Origin of the sequence: Streptomyces bambusae, from assembly GCF_020532645.1 — a bacterium.
GTDB classification, from domain to species: domain Bacteria; phylum Actinomycetota; class Actinomycetes; order Streptomycetales; family Streptomycetaceae; genus Streptomyces; species Streptomyces bambusae.
In genome coordinates this window covers 25,199-44,775 of the sequence record NZ_JAJAUZ010000041.1, presented here as the reverse complement: position 1 = coordinate 44,775, position 19,577 = coordinate 25,199, and the positions used below count along the sequence as shown (strand labels likewise).

At 69.7% G+C, this 19,577-nt stretch carries 18 protein-coding genes; 8 read left to right on the top strand and 10 right to left on the bottom strand.

The window, feature by feature from the left end; translation table 11 throughout:
- The first annotated feature begins 93 nt into the window (after positions 1–93).
- The 6 genes from LG634_RS25540 (at position 94) to LG634_RS25515 (ending at position 6,800) form a co-directional block, all read left to right on the top strand.
- Positions 94–1,296 carry an ATP-grasp domain-containing protein gene (locus LG634_RS25540; protein WP_226736715.1) on the top strand — a complete coding sequence of 401 codons (1,203 nt, stop codon included), beginning with the start codon at positions 94–96 and terminating at the stop codon, positions 1,294–1,296.
- Positions 1,297–1,384: 88 nt separating this feature from the next.
- Positions 1,385–2,452 (top strand): fatty acid desaturase family protein, encoded by a 1,068-nt coding sequence (locus LG634_RS25535; protein WP_226736713.1) that lies wholly within the window; start codon positions 1,385–1,387, stop codon positions 2,450–2,452.
- On the top strand, positions 2,439–3,770 hold the full coding sequence (locus tag LG634_RS25530) for an O-acetylhomoserine aminocarboxypropyltransferase/cysteine synthase family protein (RefSeq protein ID WP_226736711.1): 1,332 nt from the start codon (positions 2,439–2,441) through the stop codon (positions 3,768–3,770). Before LG634_RS25535 ends, LG634_RS25530 begins: the two co-directional genes overlap by 14 nt.
- On the top strand, positions 3,767–4,495 hold the full coding sequence (locus LG634_RS25525) for a gamma-glutamyl-gamma-aminobutyrate hydrolase family protein (protein WP_226736709.1): 729 nt from the start codon (positions 3,767–3,769) through the stop codon (positions 4,493–4,495). Before LG634_RS25530 ends, LG634_RS25525 begins: the two co-directional genes overlap by 4 nt.
- 20 nt (positions 4,496–4,515) lie before the next feature.
- Entirely contained in the window at positions 4,516–5,685 is a 1,170-nt protein-coding gene (gene metX, locus LG634_RS25520; RefSeq protein WP_226736707.1) for a homoserine O-acetyltransferase MetX, read from the top strand.
- A 56-nt stretch (positions 5,686–5,741) separates the two neighbouring features.
- Entirely contained in the window at positions 5,742–6,800 is a 1,059-nt protein-coding gene (locus tag LG634_RS25515; RefSeq protein WP_226736706.1) for an aminotransferase class I/II-fold pyridoxal phosphate-dependent enzyme, read from the top strand.
- 125 nt (positions 6,801–6,925) lie between these two features.
- Here LG634_RS25515 and LG634_RS25510 read toward each other — a convergent pair whose 3' ends face one another.
- The 3 genes from LG634_RS25510 to lipP1 are packed head-to-tail and all read right to left on the bottom strand — an operon-like array spanning position 6,926 to position 9,109.
- Positions 6,926–7,189 (bottom strand): phosphopantetheine-binding protein, encoded by a 264-nt coding sequence (locus LG634_RS25510; RefSeq protein WP_226736704.1) that lies wholly within the window; start codon positions 7,187–7,189, stop codon positions 6,926–6,928.
- A 41-nt stretch (positions 7,190–7,230) separates the two neighbouring features.
- Positions 7,231–8,163 (bottom strand): beta-ketoacyl-[acyl-carrier-protein] synthase family protein, encoded by a 933-nt coding sequence (locus LG634_RS25505; RefSeq protein ID WP_226736702.1) that lies wholly within the window; start codon positions 8,161–8,163, stop codon positions 7,231–7,233.
- A 1-nt stretch (position 8,164) separates the two neighbouring features.
- Positions 8,165–9,109 (bottom strand): LipP1 family hormone-sensitive lipase, encoded by a 945-nt coding sequence (lipP1, locus tag LG634_RS25500; protein WP_226736700.1) that lies wholly within the window; start codon positions 9,107–9,109, stop codon positions 8,165–8,167.
- Positions 9,110–9,510: 401 nt separating this feature from the next.
- On the opposite strand from lipP1, the gene LG634_RS25495 reads away from it, so the two are divergent.
- On the top strand, positions 9,511–10,737 hold the full coding sequence (locus tag LG634_RS25495) for an MFS transporter (RefSeq protein ID WP_226736760.1): 1,227 nt from the start codon (positions 9,511–9,513) through the stop codon (positions 10,735–10,737).
- A 28-nt stretch (positions 10,738–10,765) separates the two neighbouring features.
- Positions 10,766–11,539, top strand: a complete 774-nt coding sequence (locus LG634_RS25490; RefSeq protein ID WP_226736698.1) for an SDR family NAD(P)-dependent oxidoreductase — start codon at positions 10,766–10,768, stop codon at positions 11,537–11,539.
- Between the two features lie 153 nt (positions 11,540–11,692).
- On the opposite strand, the gene LG634_RS25485 is transcribed toward LG634_RS25490, so the two are convergent.
- The 7 genes from LG634_RS25485 to LG634_RS25455 are packed head-to-tail and all read right to left on the bottom strand — an operon-like array spanning position 11,693 to position 19,491.
- Positions 11,693–12,727, bottom strand: coding sequence for a C45 family autoproteolytic acyltransferase/hydrolase (locus LG634_RS25485; protein ID WP_226736696.1), 1,035 nt, complete (start codon positions 12,725–12,727; stop codon positions 11,693–11,695).
- Positions 12,724–13,350, bottom strand: coding sequence for a GNAT family N-acetyltransferase (locus LG634_RS25480; protein WP_226736694.1), 627 nt, complete (start codon positions 13,348–13,350; stop codon positions 12,724–12,726). The genes LG634_RS25485 and LG634_RS25480 overlap by 4 nt, the downstream gene beginning before the upstream one ends.
- Entirely contained in the window at positions 13,347–13,610 is a 264-nt protein-coding gene (locus tag LG634_RS25475; RefSeq protein ID WP_226736692.1) for an acyl carrier protein, read from the bottom strand. Before LG634_RS25475 ends, LG634_RS25480 begins: the two co-directional genes overlap by 4 nt.
- A complete protein-coding gene (locus tag LG634_RS25470; RefSeq protein WP_226736690.1) occupies positions 13,600–15,117 on the bottom strand; it encodes an AMP-binding protein in 1,518 nt (505 codons plus the stop codon). Before LG634_RS25470 ends, LG634_RS25475 begins: the two co-directional genes overlap by 11 nt.
- Positions 15,114–17,099: a class I tRNA ligase family protein gene (locus LG634_RS25465; protein WP_226736688.1), complete on the bottom strand. Its 1,986-nt coding sequence runs from the start codon at positions 17,097–17,099 to the stop codon at positions 15,114–15,116. Before LG634_RS25465 ends, LG634_RS25470 begins: the two co-directional genes overlap by 4 nt.
- Positions 17,096–18,163 carry an NAD(P)/FAD-dependent oxidoreductase gene (locus tag LG634_RS25460; RefSeq protein WP_226736687.1) on the bottom strand — a complete coding sequence of 356 codons (1,068 nt, stop codon included), beginning with the start codon at positions 18,161–18,163 and terminating at the stop codon, positions 17,096–17,098. The genes LG634_RS25465 and LG634_RS25460 overlap by 4 nt, the downstream gene beginning before the upstream one ends.
- On the bottom strand, positions 18,151–19,491 hold the full coding sequence (locus LG634_RS25455) for a lysine N(6)-hydroxylase/L-ornithine N(5)-oxygenase family protein (protein WP_226736685.1): 1,341 nt from the start codon (positions 19,489–19,491) through the stop codon (positions 18,151–18,153). The genes LG634_RS25460 and LG634_RS25455 overlap by 13 nt, the downstream gene beginning before the upstream one ends.
- Between the last annotated feature and the right edge of the window lie 86 nt (positions 19,492–19,577).

Below are 19,577 nucleotides of genomic sequence, written 5' to 3'. Positions count from 1 at the left end.
TGCACCCGGCTCCGGTCCGCGAGGGCAGGGCTCGCCCTGTTTCGTCAATCGATCGTCCATCACTGCCGAACACCAACCCTGGAGGGTCACGGCGTGAAATCCGTACTCATCTTCTCCAAGCTGCATTTCGGCGGCGTGGCTCTTGTCGCCGAACAGCTGCGAGCCCGTGGGCTGCGTTCGGTGCTGGTCTCCGAACTGCCCGACAACCGTCACCGCGACACATGCGACGACCATGTCCTGGTCGACTGGGAGAGCGAGGATTTGTCCGTCCTCACGACCCGGCTCGAACAGCGTGGGATCGTCCCCGTGGCGGTCGTCAACATGCTCGAATCACTGGCCTCCTGGCATATGGGCCTGGCCGCGCACTACGGCATTCCGGGCGCCGAAGAGAGTCGCCGCGTGCTGCTCGACAAGGTGCTGGTTCGAGAGCGCATGCAGGCCCTGGGGCTGTCCGGCATTCGCTTCTCCGACGACCCGGCGACCGCGGACTTCTTCCCCGCCATCGTCAAACCCTCGCGTGATTCCGGGGCCTCGCGGCTGGTAAGCCGAGTGGACGGTCCGCAGGAGCTCCTCGCCTACCGGCACCGCCTGGCCGACGCCGGCCTGGCCGACACCGAGCTGATCATCGAGGAGTACCTGCCCGGAGTCGAGTTCTCCGTGGACGGCCCCGTCGTCGACGGCCGGTTCCATCCGGTCCTGGCGGTCGAGAAGCCCGAACACGACGACGTCAGGCACCATGACGCGGGACTCGAGTTCCATCCGCCCCAGCAGGACCACGTCCGCGAGGGCGTGCGCGTCCTGTGCGAGAGGATCACCGCGCTCTGCACCGACCTCCGTCTCGGCCCTGTCTGGCTGCACCTGGAGGGCCGGGCCGCCGAGGACGGCCGCACGGAGCTCATCGAGATCAATCCACGCCCCGGCGGCGGCATGATCCCCGCAGCGGTCCGCGAGATCAGCGGGATCGACCCGATCGAGGCACTGGTCTCCATGGCACTCGGGGAATTCACGCTGGATGGTCCGATTCCTCTTCGGGACCGGCCGGTCATCGGCTGGATCGACATGGAAGGCAGCGAGCTCGGCACCGTCCAGGTGGACACCACGGAGGCCGATCTGCGCGAGCTGCCCGGCGTGGTCGGCGCACTGATCACCAACGGCTACCGGATCACGGACTTGGAGCAGGAGAACTTCTTCCTCCGCTTCGCGGTCGTCGCCGATTCCGTGAGCCGGTTGCGCGAACGCGTGGAGACCGTCCGGAGCAAGGTCGAATACCGCATCACGCCGCCGCCGGCGAGTTGAACGACCGGGCGGGCAGGGCCCGCAGTCGCGGCGGACCGACGAAATCCCAGCGTGAAGAACCCCACCGAGGTGGAGGCAGGGAGGGTGAGTGACCACCGACGCAACGACCTGGGCGTACACGGGTCGGCGATACACCATGTACCGCTTTCCGGCAGATGTGGAACGCGACCTGAAGGAGCTGAACAAACCTGACAATGTGCGCGCGTTGCTGGCATGGCTCGCGGACCTGGTGTGGATGGCCGGCTGTGTCCTGCTGTGCGTGTACGGATCGTATGGGTTCTATCCCCTGGCAGCCCTCGTCATCGGTGCCAGGCAACGCGGCTTGTCGACGATCCTCCACGATTGTGCGCACGGGGTCGGCATATCGAATCGCAGGCTGCAGATGTTCGTCGGCACCGTGCTGACCGCGTACCCGATTTTCCAGCAGCACTACGCGTACAAGGTGTCGCACGTCTACACGCACCACCCCCGCCTCGGCAGCCCCGAGCTCGATCCCGACCTGCGTTTCTTCATCGAGCAGGGCGCCTATCGGCAGGACACGGCGCCGTCGTACATACGGCGGGTCGTGCTGATGCCGCTGCTCGGTTCCCAGACGTGGGCCTATATCCGCTACCTCGTCCGCAACCGCTACCGGGTCCTCACCGGGGCGGAGAAGAATTCGGCCTCCGCCAACCCCGTGCAGCGGCGCAAGCGGATTCTCGACGGGCTCGGATTCTGGATGTTCTGGACGACCGTCGCCGGTGCGGCCTGGCAGGGGGACTGGCTCCTCGAACTGCTGCTCTTCTGGGTCGTCCCGTATCTGACGAGTTTCCAGATCCTGGGCTGGTACATCGAGCTGTCGGAGCACACTCCTTTGGTGCGGGACTCCTCGGTGGACCTCTACATGACACGCAACCGCAAGAGCCGCCCGTGGGAGCGGCTGCTCACCGGGATTCACAACGACCATTACCACCTGGAGCACCATCTCGACCCGCGCACGCCCTTCTACCGTCTGCCGCAGGCTCGCGAGATACGCATGCGCGATCCCAAGTACGCAGAGGTGGACGCCCAGTTCGGTGGCCTGTGGCACCGAGGTCCACAGGGGCAGCCGAGCGCGATCACCGCGATAGTCCGCTCCATGGTCCGGGAAAAGGAGTACAAGAATGCCGCAGCATGAGGCACCCATGAAGGCCAAGACATTCCGTACCGCGGAGACGGCCGCCGTTCACGGCGGATACGAATGGCGGCTCGGCATCACACCGCCGATCGTCACGCCGATCTTCCAGACCTCCGCGTACGAACTGCCCAGTACGGCGGACGCGGCCGGGATCTTCGACCTCCAGCAGGACGGACATGCCTACTCGCGCCTGAACAACCCCACGTGCGATGTGCTCGAGGAGCGCATGGCCGCCGTGGAGGGGGCCGCCGCCGGGCTCGCCGTGGCCTCCGGCCAGGCGGCGATCGCGCTCGCCGTGCTGAACCTGTGCCAGGCCGGGGACAACATCGTCAGCTCCAACGAGCTGTACGGCGGCACGTGGAACCTGCTGGCCAACACCTTCAAGCGGATGGGCATCGAGACCCGCTTCGTCAGTCCTTCGGACCCGAAGAACTTCGCCGCCGCCACGGACGAGCGCACCCGCTGCTACTTCGGGGAGACCCTGCCCAATCCGCGGCTGAGCGTGTTCCCCATCGAGGCCGTCGCAGAGCTGGGGGAGCAGGCGGGGGTGCCGCTGATCCTCGACAACACGATGGTCCCGTACGTGTGCCGGCCGATGGAGCACGGTGCCCACATCGTGGTCTACTCCGCCACCAAGTACATCGGCGGGCACGGATCGACCCTCGGCGGGCTCATCCTCGACTCCGGACGCTTCGACTGGGAGGCCCACGCGGAGCGCCACCCGCTGCTGACCCGGCCGGACGCGGCGCACGGCGGAACGGTGTGGACGCGTACCGGCAAGCACCTGGACACCGCGCTCGGGCGGAGCAGCTATCTGCTCAAGGCCCGCGAGACCCTGATGCGCGACCTGGGCCCCTGCCTCAGCCCGTTCAACGCCTGGCTGCTGCTCCAGGGCATGGAGACGCTGCACCTGCGGATGCGTGCCCACGGGGAGAACGCGACCGCAGTGGCACGCTTCCTCGAGAAGCACCCCAAGGTGGGCGCGGTGCGCCATCCCAGTCTCGCCACCGGCGAGCAGGCCGAGCTCGCCGCCCGCTACTTCGGTGCGAACGGCGGGCCGCTCGTCCAGTTCGAGCTGACCGGCGGACGGGAAGCCGGCTGCAGGTTCATCGAGTCGCTCGGACTCATCTCGCATGCGACGAACGTCGGTGACGTCCGCTCACTCGCCACCCACCCCGCCTCGACCACCCATGCCCAGCTCCCCGAGCAGGAGCAGCTCGCTGCCGGAGTCACCCAGGGATCCATCCGCCTCGCCGTCGGCATCGAGCACGTCGACGATCTGCTGGCCGACCTCGGTCAGGCGTTGGACCGCTCATGACCCGGCCGCTCGTCGCTCTCGCGTGCTCGGCCGAGACCTGGGACGACGTACGGCACGACGCGGTGCGCCACGCCTACGTCGCCGCGCTGGAGGAGGCGGCCGAGTGCGACGTCGCCCTCATCCCGGGGGCCGGCCACACCTTCGCCGCCCACCTCGACCGGTACGACGGACTGGTGCTCGGCGGTCATGAGACGAACGTCGCGCCCGAGCGCTACGCGGCGTCGTCCGGGCCCGGCCCGTTCGATCCCGATCGCGACGCACTCGCGCTCGCGCTGATCCCGGCGGCCGTCGGGGCCGGTCTCCCCGTCCTCGGCATCTGCCGAGGACTGCAGGAGCTGAACGTCGCCCACGGCGGCACCCTGCGCACCCTCGAACCGGGGACTCATCGCGAGGACCTCTCGCTGCCCCGGGACGAGCAGTACCTTCCCGCCCACGTGATCCGGATCGTCGTGGGCGGACTGCTGGACGAGCTGACCGACCGCGTCGGTTCGGCTCGGGTGAACTCCCTCCACGGCCAAGCGATCGACCGTCTGGGCGAGGGGCTTCGGATCGAAGCCGTGGCTCCGGACGGCGTCATCGAGGCGGTGTCCGTCACCGAAGGCGGCCACCCCTTCGGGTTCGCCGTGCAGTGGCACCCCGAGTGGTACGCCACCACGGACCCGCTGTCGAGGAGGATCTTCCACGCTTTCGGTGAGGCCGTCCGGAAACACACGGCGGGCCGCTGACTTCTGGAGAACTGACAATCTTGAACACGTCTCTCGCCACCGAAGACCCCAGGGCCACCACCCCCGGCCTGCCCGCAGCCCTCAGCCGTCATCTGGAGGTCGCCACCCTCTTCACCCGGGACAGTCCGCTCGTCCTCGAGTCGGGCCGTTCGCTCTCCCACGTGCAGGTCGCCTACGAGCAGTACGGGACCCCCTCGCCCCACCACGACAACACGGTGTTCGTCTGCCATGCCCTGACCGGGGACTCACACCCGGCGCAGCACGACCCGGACGACATCCCCGGGTGGTGGGACGTGATGGTCGGCCCGGGCCGGCCCATCGACACCGACGTCTTCCACGTCGTGTCCGCCAACGTGCTGGGCGGCTGTGCGGGAACGACGGGGCCGCTGTCCCCGGGGGCGACCGGCCGGCCGCTCGGACCGGACTTCCCCGAGATCACGGTCCCGGACATCGTCACCGTGCACCGGGCGCTGCTCGCGCATCTCGGCATCGGCCGCCTGCACGCGGTGGTCGGCGGCTCGCTGGGCGGCATGCAGGCGCTGGAGTGGCTGCTGCGCCATCCCGGCGACGCGAGGCGCTTCGTGCTCATCGGGACGGCGCCCCGGCTGACCACCGACGGTCTGGCGGCCCACGCGGTCGGCCGGGCGGCGATCCGCTCCGACCCGCACTTCGACGACGGCCGGTACGTGGACGGTCTCTTCGGGCCGGGCCCCCGACAGGGCCTCGGGATCGCACGGATGGTCGCCCACCTCACGTACATGTCTCCCGAATCACTGGAGGCCAAGTTCGGGCGCTCCGTCCAGATCGGCTCCGAGCCCGTCGGGCCGGCGCACGGACGCTATGCCGTCGAGCGCTACCTCGAGCACCAGGCCGGCAAGTTCGTGGACCGCTTCGACGCCAACACCTATCTCCACCTCACGAGCGCGATGGACCGGTTCGACGCCTTCGCCCGACCGCACGTCCTGTCACCGGACGCCGATCCCGCGGTCCACGTGTTCAGCTTCGCCTCGGACCGGCTCTTCGGCAGCGACGTCACCGGGGAACTCCTGGACGAGCTGACGGCCACGGGGCTCACGGAAGTCACCCACTACCGGGACACCACGTCGAGCGCCGGTCATGACGCCTTTCTGCTGGAGGTCCCCGGATACCTGGACGAGCTGAGAGCCGTCCTCACGCCGCCGGCCGTGTGACGCCGTACGCCCGGAGCAGTGCACACCTTCATCCGCAACGTCTGTAGGGACATGTCTTGATCGAGAACACGCCGACCGCGGTGAACACCCAGGGAGGGGACCTGAGGGGTCTCCTCGACCGGGAGTACCTGGACCTGGGGACCTGTGTGAACCGCTACGGTCCGCCTCCCGTCGTGGAGGCCGCACTGCGGTCCATCAGGCCGGAGCACCTCCTCGCGCACCCCTACGGATCCGAGGAGCGCTTCACCGGGGCCTACGCGGACTTCATGCGGACGGCGCCGGAGCAGCTGATACCCGGACGCGGGATCACCGAGTTCATCCGCGTCCTCGCCGAGGTTCTGCCGACGGAGCAGGTCGCCGTCATCACGCCCGACTACACCGACACCATCCGCTGGTTCCCCACGCACCTGGACCCGCCGCCGGGCACCGTGGAGACGCCCCGGTCGCGCCTGGACCGGGTGGCCGCAGGAATGCGGAGCCATCCCTACGTCTTCCTGTCCAACCCGAACAATCCGCTGGGCTTCCATCTGCACCGGGACGATCTGGCGGAGATCTGCCGCGCCAACCCGGACTCGGTCCTCATCGTCGACGAGGCGTACATCGAGTTCCTGCCCGAGCACCGCGAACTCTCGATGACGCAGACCGGCCTGACGAACGTGGTCGTGCTGCGTTCCCCGAACAAGTTCTTCGGCATCGCCGGCACCCGCACCGGCGCGCTGTGGACGCTGAACCCGGAGATCCACGCGAAGGTGGCCGAGCGCAAGCGCAACTGGTCCCTCTCGTACGTCGACGTGGCCCTGGCGACCGCCGCCCTCGCCGACACCGAGTGGGAAGAGCGCACCCGGTCCGCGCTGCTGATCAACGCCCTCGTCCTGGAGGAGATCCTCGGCGACCGGTTCCCCGGACTGGTGCGCGGCGTCCCCGTGCACTACCGCTTCATCGCCGTCGACGACCCCGTCGAGGCGCACCGGTTCTTCCTCGACCACGGAGTGGCCGTACGGGCCTTCGACGGCACGCAGCCGGGGCGTGTCTCCGGGCTGCGCATCACGGCACCCACCGCCGTGGAGCTGGCGGACCTCAAGGCCTCGATGACGCCGCAGTTGTCGTACGCGTGAGCGACCTCCGACGGCATGATGCCGCCCCCGTCCTTCGGCGGGGGCGGCATCATGCCGTCGGACGTCGCCCGGGCACGCGAGTGGCCGGGGGCGCTCGTGCCCCCGGCCACTCGTCGCGCCACGTGCTACGCGGCGTTCTGCCTGCGTGCGTCGATCAGCAGGGCGAGGTCCGCAATGCTCTTGTCGCCGATCAGCTCGCCCATCTCCACCTGGACCGAGGTCTCCTGGAGGATGCGGTACTGCACGCCGACCGTCTGCAGCGAGGTGGCCGCGAGCTCGCGCAGGGTCCGCGCGGCGACCTCCTCGGGCCCGGACAACTGCAGCACCCCCCGGACGGTGTCCTGCAGCCACGACAGCGTGGTGGGCCCGGCGTCGACACTCTTGTGCACTTCGGTGACTCCTTCGTGGGGTGACTGGAGGCGGGGGCGGCTCATGCGGCCCGCAGCAGGACGCACATCCGCAGCCCTGACACGCTCGACGCCAGCAGGTAGAGCCCGCCCGGGCGGACACCGCCGGCCGACTGCCGGTCGACGAGGTTGATCAGCGGGTCCGCGGCGAAGCAGTGGCCGACCCTGGTGACGTTGGAGGTGTCCAGCTGGGACGGGTGGAACCCGGCCTGGAGCTCCTTCATCGTCACGATCGGCAGGAAGATGTTGTTGTGCAGCAGCCCGTCGATCTCCTCGACGCCGATGCCGGCCTCGGCGAAGAGGCGCTGGTTGGCCGCCCTGGCCAGGTCGGCGCTGATCTCGGTGCCCCGGAGCATGGCGGCCGGGTCCTGGGCGTGCGCGTCGGCGACCCACCCGTAGGACTCGGGAGCGCCGTCCACCGGCTGTGAGACCAGGCAGGCGGCCGCGCCGTCGCTGAACAGGGCGAAGTCGGCCAGCCGCGCGGACTCGTCGGGCACCGCGTCGGTGGTGATCACCAGCACGGTCCGGTGCCGGCCCGCGGCGACCATGGTGGCAGCCGTCTGCAGACCGGTGAGCAGGGTCGCGCACCGGTTCAGGGTGATCCCGGTGACCGGGACACCGCCGAGTCCGAGACCGTGCAGGACCGCCGCGACCAGGTCACCGTGCGCCCCGACCTCGCCGGGGAAGGTGGTGGAGCACAGGACGAGCGCGTCGACCGCGTCCGGTGCGACGCCCGCCGCGTCGAGGGTCTGCCGGCCGGCCTGCACGGCGAGCGCGGCCGTGCCGCGTTCCGTACGGTGCACGGTGCCCCAGCCCCACATGCCGGCATCGGGCAGCATCCGCCGCTCGTCGACGAATTCGGCGAATCCCTTGATCGCGGAGTGATCCGTCGCGATCTCGCCGAGGACATACCTGGGCGCGCGCAGCACCACGCGTCGGTTTTCGGCCATCCTCATGTCAGCTCAACCGTCGGTGCAGGAAATCGCCGATCAGACGCATCGCGTTCCTGGACGTCTCGAGCACCGCCGAGAGCTGGAGAAAGCCGTGCGGCAGGTCCTTGTACGGGTGGAACTCCACCGGCACACCCGCGCCGGAAAGCAATTTCGCGTACTCCTCGCCCTCGTCGTACAGCGGGCAGTACTCGGCGGTCATGAGCAGAGCCGGCGGAAGTCCGCTGTGATCGGCCGCCTTGGCGGGTGAGGCATAAGGAGATTCGCCGTCGGCGGGATAGGCGAGGTAATGCCCCCAGAACCAGGCCGAAGACTGCGCGTTGAAGAACATCGGATCGACGTTGTCCCGCATGGACTGCGTCGTGGCGTCATGGCGCGTCGGCGGGTAGACGAGCACCTGGGCGGAGACCTTCGGCCCGCCCTTGTCCCGGGCCATCAGGGCCATGACCGCGGCGAGATTGCCGCCGGAGCTGTCCCCGGCCACGGCCATGCGGGCAGGGTCGGCACCGAGTTCGGACGCGTGCTCGCCCACCCACTCCAGGGCGGCGTAGCAGTCGTCGATCGCGGCCGGGAACGGGTTCTCGGGCGCGAGCCGGTAGCCGACGGACACGACCACGCAAGGGGTCAGGGCGGCCACCGCGCGGCAGATCGCCTCGCACGTGTCCAGGGAACCGACGACCCAGCCGCCGCCGAAGAAGTACACCACCACGGGGAGCGGGCCGTCGTTCGCGCTCTCGCTCTGCGGGCGGTACACCCGCAGGGTCAGCGGACCGGCCGGACCGTCGATGTCGAAGTCGAATACCTCTTTGGGTTCTTCCACCCAATCCCAGATTTCGGCTTCGGTATCCCGATCTGCCACCCGGGCCCGGTCCACCGGCATGGTGTACAGCGGCTTGAATCCATTGGTGACGCGATATTCCCTGATTCCCGTGTAGATGGGGTCAAGTGGCATGAAAGATTCCTCAGCTCCCGGGGCTTGTCAAGAAAATCCGGTCCACCATCGAGAGTGGCACGGACCCGGACCGCGCCCGGGTAACCCGGACGATTAGCCGAGGTGAGAGGGGGTCAGCATAATGTGTGCCACACAATGAACTTGCCGCGGACGCAGGGGAGTCTGCGCGCTCGTAGCGTCCCTTTGGCCCGAGAAGGCGGCTAGGGGGTGTTGCGAAAGTCCCGCACGGCGCCCACGGCGCCCGGCACGCCCTCTCGCCGCACCGGCCGAAGCCCCGAGTACGCCCAGTACGAGGGCCTTCGCCCGGCACGCCGAGAGCACGCACCGGACACCGCGGGCACCGCACAGGCCCTTCGCAACACCCCCTAGGCACGGAACAAAGGAGACACGGCGTGAGTACCATGGAGTCGGATCGGCCGAGCATAGAAAAACCGCGGCTCCGTGACACGCTGCGCGGCCTGCCCCGCCGGGTCTGGGTCGTCAGTCTCGGCAGCCTGATCCTGAGCGCCGGCAGCTTTCTTCCCTCGTTCATCGTGCTCTATCTGGCCGGGAACGGACACTCTTCGTCGGCCGCGGGGCTCGTCCTCGGCGCGTCCGGCGTGGGCAGTGTCCTGGGCAGCGTCATCGGCGGCCACCTCACCGACACCATCGGCCGGCGCGCGGCCATCCTGCTGTCCGTCGTGGCCACCGCGGGCCTGACGGCGATGGTGCCGTTCGTCGGTCCGATCGCACTCATCGTCGTGCTGGTCGGTCTCATCGGCCTGGTGTCGCAGATCCACCGGCCGGCCATGGCCGCGGTGCTTGTCGACTCCGTGACTGCGGACCAACGGCTGGCCGCCTTCGGCGTGCTGAGGTTCGCCCAGAACATCGGCGTCGCCCTGGGCGGCGCCGTCGGCGGCGTGGTCGCCAGCATGTCCTACGTGGGGCTGTTCCTCGGCGAGGCCGCGGCGCTGCTGCTGTTCGGCCTGATCGTGACCGTGCTGCTGCGGGACGCGCCCGCTGTGCAGACCGACGCCGAGGAGGCGGAGAAGGACACGGAGGCCGGGTACCGGCAGGCGCTCGGCGACCGCACCCTGGTGCGCTTTCTGCTGATGAGCGTGTTCGCCATGTTCGTCTACATCCAGACCACCGTCGGCCTGCCCCTGCACGTCGGTGACGTGGGCATGAGCGCCCGCGATTTCGGTCTCCTCATGGCGCTCAACGGCGTGCTGGTGGTGCTCTTCGAACTGCCCCTGATCGGCGTGGTCTCCAAGTACCGGCCGCACTACGTCCTGGCCGTCGGCAACCTGTTCACCTGCGTCGGTCTCGCCCTGACCGGGTTCACGACCGGCATGGGCCTGCTGGCGGTGACGGTGCTGATCTGGACGATCGGCGAGATGGTGTACTCCTCCGTCGCCCAAGCCCATCTGGCGAGTCTGACCCCGCCCGGCATGACCGGGCGCTACCAGGGGCTGTACGGCGCCGCGTACACGGTCGGCACGGGCGCGGGGCCGGTCATCGGCGGTGCCCTGTACACGCTCGCGCCCTGGGCGCTGTGGGTCATGGTCGGCGTCCTCGGGCTGGTGAGCGCCCAGCTCTGCCTGCGACTGCGCCGCCCGGACGACGTGGTGGCCGTCGCGCATTCCTGATAGTTCCCCATGTGACAGGAGAGAACCGGTGAGTGACTTCGAAGGACTCGTGGCGATCGTCACGGGCGGTGCCCAGGGCATCGGTCTGGCCACGGCGAGACTGCTGACCAGCAGGGGCGCGAAGGTTGCCGTCCTCGATCTCAGGACGGAGGGCCTTCCGGACGACCTCTTCGGCGTCCGGGCCGACGTCGGCGACGACGCACAGGTCGAGGCGGCGGTGGAGGCCGTGGTCGAGCGGTTCGGCCGCCTCGACATCGTGGTGAACAACGCCGGCGTGGCGGCGGTCGGCGACGTCGCCACGAACAGCTCCGAGGAGTGGCTGAACGTCCTGAACGTCAACGTGGTCGGCATGGTCAGGGTCTCGCGGTACGCCCTGCCGCATCTGCGCCGCTCGCCCGCCGCGGCGATCGTCAACACGTGCTCGATCGTGGCGTGGGCCGGACACCAGGCGCGTGCGCTGTATTCGGCCAGCAAGGGCGCCGTGTACTCGATGACCCTGGCCATGGCGGCGGACCACGCCCGCGAGGGCGTGCGCGTCAACTGCGTCGCGCCCGGCACGGCGGACACCCCGTGGGTGCAGACACAGCTGCAGAGGACCGCGGATCCGGAGGCTGCACGGGAGTCGCTGCTCGACTTCGTCGTGCCGGGCCGGCTGGTGACGGCCGACGAGGTGGCGGGTGCGATCGCCTACCTGGCGAGCCCGCTGTCGAGCGCCTCCGTCGGCATGATGCTCGCCGTGGACGGCGGCCAGCACAGCCTGCGCCTGCGGCCGCAGAACCAGCAGCACCTCATCGGGCGCTGACCCGAACCCGCGGAAGTGCCTTCCGAGCCGGGACGACGAACCCTGTCGAGGAGTTCTGCCGGTCCGGCCGGAAGGCACTTCCGCGTGCGGCGTGTCGGTACGCGTCCCGGGGTCACGTCTCCGCAGGCGGTGCAGGGACGAGGGGCGAGACGATCACGGCCCGGCCCGGTGCAGGGAGTGCACTTGCTCCGGCACGGCGGACGGGTCGCCCGGCCACAGCCGCATTTCCCCCAGGTCCGGGCGCAGGATCACGGCCGCGACGGTGCGCTCGCGCCGGATGTCGCCGTTGTCCGGCACCAGGATCGGCGGGGTCGCGAGGAGCCGGTGATGGCCCTCGGTGTCGTCGGCCTTCGGGATGCCCGCGTCGAGGACTGTCTGAAGGCGCCGCCTGGAGGAGTTCTTGGCGAAGATGTTTATCTCGTCCTGCTCGGCGAGCCCGGCGTCCAGGAAGTGGTTGGTGTGAACCAGTTCGTCGCCTTCGAGGACGCGTCGCCGCGCGCCCGTCGCCTCGACGCACACCGCCCGGTCCACGCCGCAGATCGTGAACGCCCGCGAGCTGGCCAGCGGCATCTCCCGAAGGGTCTCGACGGCCTGCTCGACGGTGTCGGCGGTGTCGAGGACGTGCCGGATCGCCAGGTAGGGGGGCACGCCCGGCTGCCAGTCGCCGCCGAGGACGAGGTTGATGCCCACGGCGATCCCGGCGTCGTTGACACCGAGGTAGCCGAGGAGACCGGCGAAGCTGAGCACCAGGGAGCGGTGGCGCGGCCCGGAGACCGACAGCACGGCGATCTGGTCGTCGAGGTTGCCGTTCAGGTCGACCGTCTGGGCGAGCACCGGCGCGGCGCCGGCCGAGGCGTACGTGGTGCAGTCCCCGGCGGTGACCCGGCTGTAGCCGATCAGCTCGCGGCGCAGTTGCAGCAGCCAGGCCGCGTCGCGGTCGATCCCGGCGCCGGCGGCGAGGCCGTCGATCTCGGTGGCCAGGTCCGGCAGCACGTCGGCGATCACCGTACGGTGGGCCGCAATGCCGGGCCGCAGCGCATCGAGGTCGACCGCCCGGTCCGTGAGGTGGCCCAGTCGCGCGAGCGAGTCGCCCAGAAAGCCGCGGAGCCGCCCGGCCAGCGCATGCCCGTGGGTGAGGCCACGGGCATGCGGCGGGCCGGACAGCTCCAGAAGCGGCGCGTCGGTCACGCGCACGGGTTGACCGCCCTGCCGACGCCGCCGAGCTGCTCCTCGACCGAGGGCCATTCGGCGCGGAGCACCGAGTAGTAGATCGCGTCGCGCCTGCGTCCCTCGGGCATCGGGTTGAAACTGCGCATGACGCCTTCCTCGTACGCGCCGATCTTGCGCAGTCCGGCGCGCGCCTGCAGGTTGAGGACGTCGGTCTTGAACTCGACGCGCTCGGCGCCCAGGACGTCGAAGGCGTGCCGGAGCAGCAGGTACTTGGCCCAGCGGTTGATGTCCTTGCCCTGGAAGTCGACGCCGAGCCAGGACCAGCCGATCTCCAGTCGCCCGTCGGCTTCGCTCAGGTTTCCGTAGCTGGAGCTGCCGGCGACCTGTCCTGTGCTCTTGTCGACGATGATGTAGACCGCGCGCTTGCCGCCGGCCTGGTCAGCGAGCATGGCGTCAAAAAACTGGTCAAAATCAGCGTCGCTCTCGACACGGGAAACGAAGTACGTCCAGATCCGGTCGTCGAATGCGATCTTGCGTACGGGTCCACGGTCTTCCTCCGAGATCGGGTGGAGTTCGACGTGCTCGTTTTCGAGGAGCGCGGAGGCGTGCCGGCTCCAGTGGCTGGTGGTCAAGGAACTCATCCCTTCAGGGGAGCGTGGGGGCGGAGGGCGTCGACGACATCGCCGAGGGTGCGCATCCCGGCGAGGTCGTCCTCGGTGAAGTTGCCGAGACCGACCTCGGCGGCCTTGCACAGGGAGGTCAGGAACAGCACCTTGTTGAGGGAGGTGATCCCGTACGTCTCCACGAGGTCCTCGCCGAGGTCGAGGCCCGCGGGGTCCGGGTGGTCGCGCAGCACCTGGGAGAGCTTTTCGCGGGCCAGGGTGTCGAGGTCAGTGGGCATGGATGCCTGCCTTCGGGTTGTCGATCCGGTCTCGGTAGCGGTCCGCGATGCGTTTGCGGATCGGTTTGAACTGCGACGTGAGGAGCCCGCCCTCGACGGTGAACGGCTCGTCGGCGACGATCACGCGGATGATCCGCTCGTCGCGCTCCGACGCGGCGTTGACCGCGGCGAGGGCCTCGTCGATCACGGCCGTGTCGACCGGTCCCGGGTGGGGTGAGACGACGGCGACCAGTCCGGCCGGGCTCGGGCAGTAGACGACGCATTCGGCCACCGCGCCGGTGTCGCGGAACCGTGTCTCGATCGGCCTGACGATGATCTTCTTGGCGTTGTCGAGGACGATGACGTCGTCGCTGCGGCCGAGGATGTAGAGGAACCCGTCCTCGTCGAGGCGGCCGAGGTCCCCGGTGCGGACGATGCCGCCCGGCCGGAACACCGACTCGCTGTCGCCCGGTGCGGCGTACGTGTACGCGGTGTTGACCGGGTGGTCGCTGCGGACGCAAACCACGCCCTCGTCGTCGATGATGACCTCTTTTCCGGGCAGCACCCGGCCGACGCTGCCCTCGCGGTGGGCGCCGGGGTGGTTCTTGGTGGTGATGCAGGTCTCGTTGAGACCGTAGCCCTCGAAGATCGCGAGGCCGGCCTCGTCGTAGAACCTGAGCGTCGCCGGGTCGGCGGGGGCCGAGCCCGTCCACAGATAGCGGATGCGGTCGCCGAAGAGCTCGGCGGCGGCCTTGGCCGGTTCGACGCCGCCGGCGATGACGCCCTCGATGTGCCGCTTGGCCGTGTCGAAGAAGGCGGGGACGCCCATGACGACGGTGGGACGGACGGCCGGCAGCACGGCGAAGACGGACTGGTACGTCGTGATCGTGATGTCGTGGCCCCAGTGCAGCGCCGAGTACAGCCAGTAGCGCTGCTGGAGGAGCGAGAGCGGCAGGAACGTCAGGACGTCGTCGCCCGGCCCGTGCTCGAACAGGCTCTGGACGGCGTGCAGCGAGGAGTCGATGCTGCCGGCGGTGGCCTCGAGTCCCTTGGGGACGCCGGTGGATCCGGACGTGAACTTGACGGTCGTGCACTGCGTCGCGGCCCACTGCACCGGCTCGAACCCGTCGGCGTCCTCCTCGGCGTAGCCGGTGACGGCCGAGATCGGCAGGACCCGGGACGGGGCGTCGCCGGGCAGCCGGACATCGGTGTAGAGGGCGTCGAGGGCGTAACCCGCGACCAGTTCGGCGTCGGGGCTGAACTTGCCGGGCTCGAACCCCGCGGTCTGCGCCCCGAGCATGAGTGCGGCGACGTCGAGCAGGACCCATTCGAGCCGGTTGGCCGAGAGGATGCCGATCCGGTCGCCCGCGCCGACGCCCCGGCGGCTCAGCGCCGCGGCGACGGACCTGGCACGGTCGTGGAACTCGGCCAGCGGCAAGGTGGTGCGGTGCCCTAGTCCGGTGACGGTGAGGGAGCCGTCGTGCGCGGGCCGCTCGGCGATGATCCGGTTGATGATCGATGCGGTCATCGCTGCCCGCCGGTGCCGAAGAAGCGGGTGCCCGCGAGGGTGCAGCGGCTACCGGGCTCGACCAGGTCGACCGTGTCGGGCCAGCTGTCGATCGCCGGGATGCCGAGGGCGGTGGCGAGCCCGGCCGAGAAGCGCGGCATCAGCGGCGCCGACGCGATGGCGAGCAGGCGGGCCGCGGCCAGTTCGAGGGCGAGGGCGGTGCGTGCCTCGGAGCTCCACCGGCCGTCGTGCGCGAGGGCCGACTGCCGGCGGGAGAAGGCGCGGACATCGGTGACGATGCCGTCGAGTGCGGCCGCAGCAGCCGTCAGCGAGAAGCCCTCCGGGCTGAGGCCGGCCGTGACCTCGTCGAGCCGTATCGACAGGCAGGCCAGGAACGCGGTGTGCTCGGTCGTCCAGGTGCCCGCGTCGGGGACGACCCCGCCGAAGTGCTGCTCGACGCGCTCGCCGAGACCGGTGAGCCACTCCTGCCACTCGCCGACGAGCGTGTCCGCGCAGGCGCGGTCGAACTCGGCGCGGCGGAAGTCGGTGCGCTCACCCTCGGGACGGGTGCGCGAGAGGTAGTAGCGCACCGCGTCGACGGTGTCGGGCGTGAGGATCTCCTTGCCCCAGATCGCGTGCCTCCGGCTGGTGGAGAACTTCTGGCCCTCCAGCAGGTAGAACTCGTTGACGTGGTAGTCGATGTCCGGGTTCCACCCGGGGTGGGCGAGCCCGTACAGGACCGGGTAGAGGATCGCGTGGTAGAAGCTGTTGTCGTACCCGAAGAAGTGGACGATCTTCCAGTCCTTGGAGGGCGCCTCCTTCGACCACTGCTTCCCCAGCCCGGCGCCGAGCTCCTCGATGCCGTGCAGGAAGCCGTAACTCATCTCCGGCCAGACCCAGATGACCTGTCCGTCCAGGTCGCCCCCGGCGGGCCGCACGCCCCAGTCGGAGGGGTGCGAGACCGGCAGGTCGAGCGTCTTGCGGGCGAAGACCCGATCGGCCAGTTCGCGCAGCCGGACCGGAACCCGGCCCCGCTTGTGGTGGTCGGCGACCGTGTCGGCGAACTCGTGCAGCGGCAGGGTGTAGCGCTCGACTTCGGCGGTCTTCGGCGCGGCACTGCTCAGGCGTGAGCTCGGGTCGACGAGGTCGGCGACGAGGTTGGGCTCGCCGCACTCCTCGCAGATGTTGCCGCCCGCGCCGTGCGAGCACCTGGGGCAGGTGCCGCCGACGTTGACCTCGTACAGGTAGTCGCCGGTTTCGGCGTCGAGCAGGGCGGGCGTCGCCTTGGGGCCGACCTGCCCGGAGTCGACGAGCCGGGTGAAGTAGCGCTGCAGGCCCTCGCGGTAGCCGTCCTCCACGCTCGTGGCGTAGTACTCGTCGACGCTGATGTCCATCGCCTTGAGCGTCGCGGCGATCTCGGCGGAGAAGTGCGCGGCGACCTCGGCGTTCGTGGAGCCCTCGCGGGCGGCGACGGCCGTCACATAGCTCTGGAAGTCGTCACTGCCGGTCAGGTGCCATGCCTGGTTGCCGACGAGGCGCTGGTAGCGGACGTAGACGTCGGCGCCGAGGTAGGGGCCGGAGAGGTGGCCGAGATGAAGGTCGCCGTTGGGGGTCGGCGGGGTGGAGAAGACGAACTGGGGACGGTCGGTGTGGTTCGCGCGGACGCGCGACGTCGCCGAGGCCCGGGTGCGGGCCGAGTCGCGCCAGTACTGGGTGAAGAAGACCAGGTCGGTCTCACCGGTGTTGGCGATGACGTGCGACTCGAACGGCTCGAACAGCACCACGGTGCCGGGCCGGGCCGGGTGGCTGCGGCCGTCGACGGTCAGCTCGCCCGTGCCGGCGACGATGACGAAGAACTCGGTCTCGTCGTGCCGGTCGGTGCGCGAGGCGGCACCCGGGGCGACCCGACCCCAGCCGGCACCCACGCCGAGCCCCTCGACCGAGGACATCTCGATGCCGAAGGCTTCGGACAGTTCGGATTCGCTGTACTGGTTGAGGATCATGACTGCCTCTGCATTGGCTGGGAGAAGGTCCCGGTCGGTGTGAGATCCAGGGCGGCGACGGTCTCGGCGGCGATGGCCGGGGCCAGGCGGTAGCCGGCGCCGTTCGCGGCTCCGGCGAAGACCAGGCCGGGCCGCAGCTCGGCGACGACGGGTTCGCGGTGGGGGCTGTACGCGTCGCAGAACACCCGGCCCGAGGTGCACCGGGCCACCAGGCCGGGTGCGAAGCGGCCCAGGACGGCCCGGGCGTCGTCGAGGTCGGACGGCTCCAGGACCAGGCCGACGTCGTCGGGGGCGACGTCCCACCGGTCGCAGGTGTAGCTGAACAGGTAGTGGCCGCGCTCGGGGAGCGGCAGCAGGAAGGCGTCCTCGTCGTGGAAGATCGTGAGCGGATCGTGGGGACCGGGAGCCGATTCGAGATGGGCGGCGACGACCTTCTTGACGCGCAGCCCGAGCGGAGCGACCAGGCCGGCCCAGGCAGGGTGCGCGATCCACGGACCGGGGGCCAGGACGACCCGGCGGGCGAGCAGCTCCTGCCCCTGGCCGAGGGTGAGGCGGTGGTACGCACCGTCGGAGGAGAGTTCCCTGACCTCGCACCCCTCCAGAACGGTCACCCGGTCGCGCAGCTCGGCCAGCACGCGCCCGGCGACCGCCTGGACGTCCGCATGGTGGCACCCGTCCAGCTCCCATGCCCGGGCGCCCGGCGGGGCCGCCCAGCCGCGCCCCGGATCGGCCGGGTCGGTCTCGTCACCGAGCCGCAGGTACGTGGTGGAGAGCGCCTCGGCGTCGCCGGCCGCGACGACCGTCGCGTCCAGCGTGCGGATCGGCAGGCCCAGTTCGGCGCTCAGCCGCTCCCAGACCCGCTCGGAGTGCTCGGACATGGACCGGACGCGTTCGGTCGCACCGCGCGGGAAGTGGACACCGGCCGAGCGGCTGGAGGCGCCCTCGCCGATCAGGCCGCGTTCCAGGACGGCGACGGTCGCTCCGGGGAACGCCGCGAGCGCTTCGCGGGCGATGAGCGCACCGATGACTCCGCCGCCGACGACGGCGACGTCTACGCGGTCCACTGCGTGCCCCGTCCGCTCTTGGCCGACCAGTCGATGAACGACATCGCCAGTTCGGGGGAGCTGCTGCCGCGCAGACGGTTGGCGATGCGCTGGGCCCGCCAGGCGTTCAGGCTCAGGTTCACATCGGGCAGGCCGCGCTGGCCGCGCACCGCGTTCTGCACGAAGATCTTCCGGTCCGGCGGGCCGTCCCAGGAGATCGCGAAGTCCTCGTCGACGCGGACCTCGCCGTTCTCGGACTGGATGCGGTCCATCAGGGGATCCAGGAACTTCTTGGGTGCGGGGCGGAAGCCGGTCGCCCACACCACCGCGTCGACCGGAAGACACTGGCTCTGCCCCGACTCGTCGTTGTGGCGCAGCGTCACCTCGAAGGTCCCGCCGGCCGTGCGATCGGTGGACACGACGGTCCGGTTGGGCAGGAGCCCGAAGCGGTGCTCGTCCCGCTCGATGAACTGGAGCCGGTACAGCTGCTGGTAGATGGCCCGGAGGGTCGACTCGGAAATCCCGTCCGAGCTCAGCAGGTGGGCCGAGTTGAGCTCGGCGCGCTTGGACTCGGACAGCCGGTAGAAGTACTCGGAGTACTCCGGCATGTAGAAGTCGTTGGTGAAGGTCGAGTCGTCGATCGGGAAGTAGTTGCGGCGCCTGGAGACCCACGAGACCCAGGCCGGGCGCTGGGACTCGGGCCGCGAGATCAGGTCGAGGAAGGCCTCGGCCCCGGACTGCCCGCCGCCGACCACGGCGACCCGCTTGCCCGCCAGATCCTCCGCGTTGCGCAGGTACTGGCTGACGTGGAAATGGCCGGCACCCAGGTGCGGGACGGCGAACTCGGGCACCCACGGCACGGTGCCGACGCCCACGGCGATGTTGTCGGCGGTGACCTGGCGACGATCGGTGGTCACGCGGAAGACGCCGTCGAACTCGACCCGTTCGACCGTCTCGGAGAAGACCACGTTCTCGTTCTTCTCGGCCGCCCAGGCCAGGTAGTTGCGGAACTCGGTCCGCGGCACCTCGGCGAACTGGGCGTTGAGGAAGTGGTATATCCGGCCGTGCTCGTGCAGATACGAGAGGAAGGAGAACCGGTTGGTCGGGTCGGAGAGGCTCACCAGATCCTTGAAGATCGAGACCTGGAGGGTCGCGCCGGTGATCAGCTGGTCGTCGTGCCAGGTGAAGCTCGGCTTGCGGTCGAAGAAGAGGTTCGGCTGGTCCGAATCGCCGTGCAGCAGCGAGGCCAGACTCAGGTTGGCCGGTCCTGCGCCGATACCGACGATCCGGAGATGACTGGTCTGCTCGGCGGCACGGGACGCCGTCAGTGGCTTCGGTACAGGTCCCACGTCAAGTCCTTCCTCTGGTGGTGGCTGTTGAGCCCGTTGGGCGACGCCTTGGTGAGGCGCCGTTGGTTTCCGGCAGGGGGCCGGGA

What these genes read in the sequence shown, in the direction of transcription:
- LG634_RS25505 (WP_226736702.1), bottom strand. Translation starts at nt 8,163, where the DNA reads ATGAGGATGGCCGAAAACCGACGCGTGGTGCTGCGCGCGCCCAGGTAT.
- LG634_RS25525 (WP_226736709.1), top strand. Translation starts at nt 3,767, where the DNA reads ATGACCCGGCCGCTCGTCGCTCTCGCGTGCTCGGCCGAGACCTGGGAC.
- LG634_RS25470 (WP_226736690.1), bottom strand. Translation starts at nt 15,117, where the DNA reads ATGACCGCATCGATCATCAACCGGATCATCGCCGAGCGGCCCGCGCAC.
- LG634_RS25475 (WP_226736692.1), bottom strand. Translation starts at nt 13,610, where the DNA reads ATGCCCACTGACCTCGACACCCTGGCCCGCGAAAAGCTCTCCCAGGTG.
- lipP1 (WP_226736700.1), bottom strand. Translation starts at nt 9,109, where the DNA reads ATGCCACTTGACCCCATCTACACGGGAATCAGGGAATATCGCGTCACC.
- LG634_RS25530 (WP_226736711.1), top strand. Translation starts at nt 2,439, where the DNA reads ATGCCGCAGCATGAGGCACCCATGAAGGCCAAGACATTCCGTACCGCG.
- LG634_RS25480 (WP_226736694.1), bottom strand. Translation starts at nt 13,350, where the DNA reads ATGAGTTCCTTGACCACCAGCCACTGGAGCCGGCACGCCTCCGCGCTC.
- LG634_RS25465 (WP_226736688.1), bottom strand. Translation starts at nt 17,099, where the DNA reads ATGATCCTCAACCAGTACAGCGAATCCGAACTGTCCGAAGCCTTCGGC.
- LG634_RS25495 (WP_226736760.1), top strand. Translation starts at nt 9,511, where the DNA reads ATGGAGTCGGATCGGCCGAGCATAGAAAAACCGCGGCTCCGTGACACG.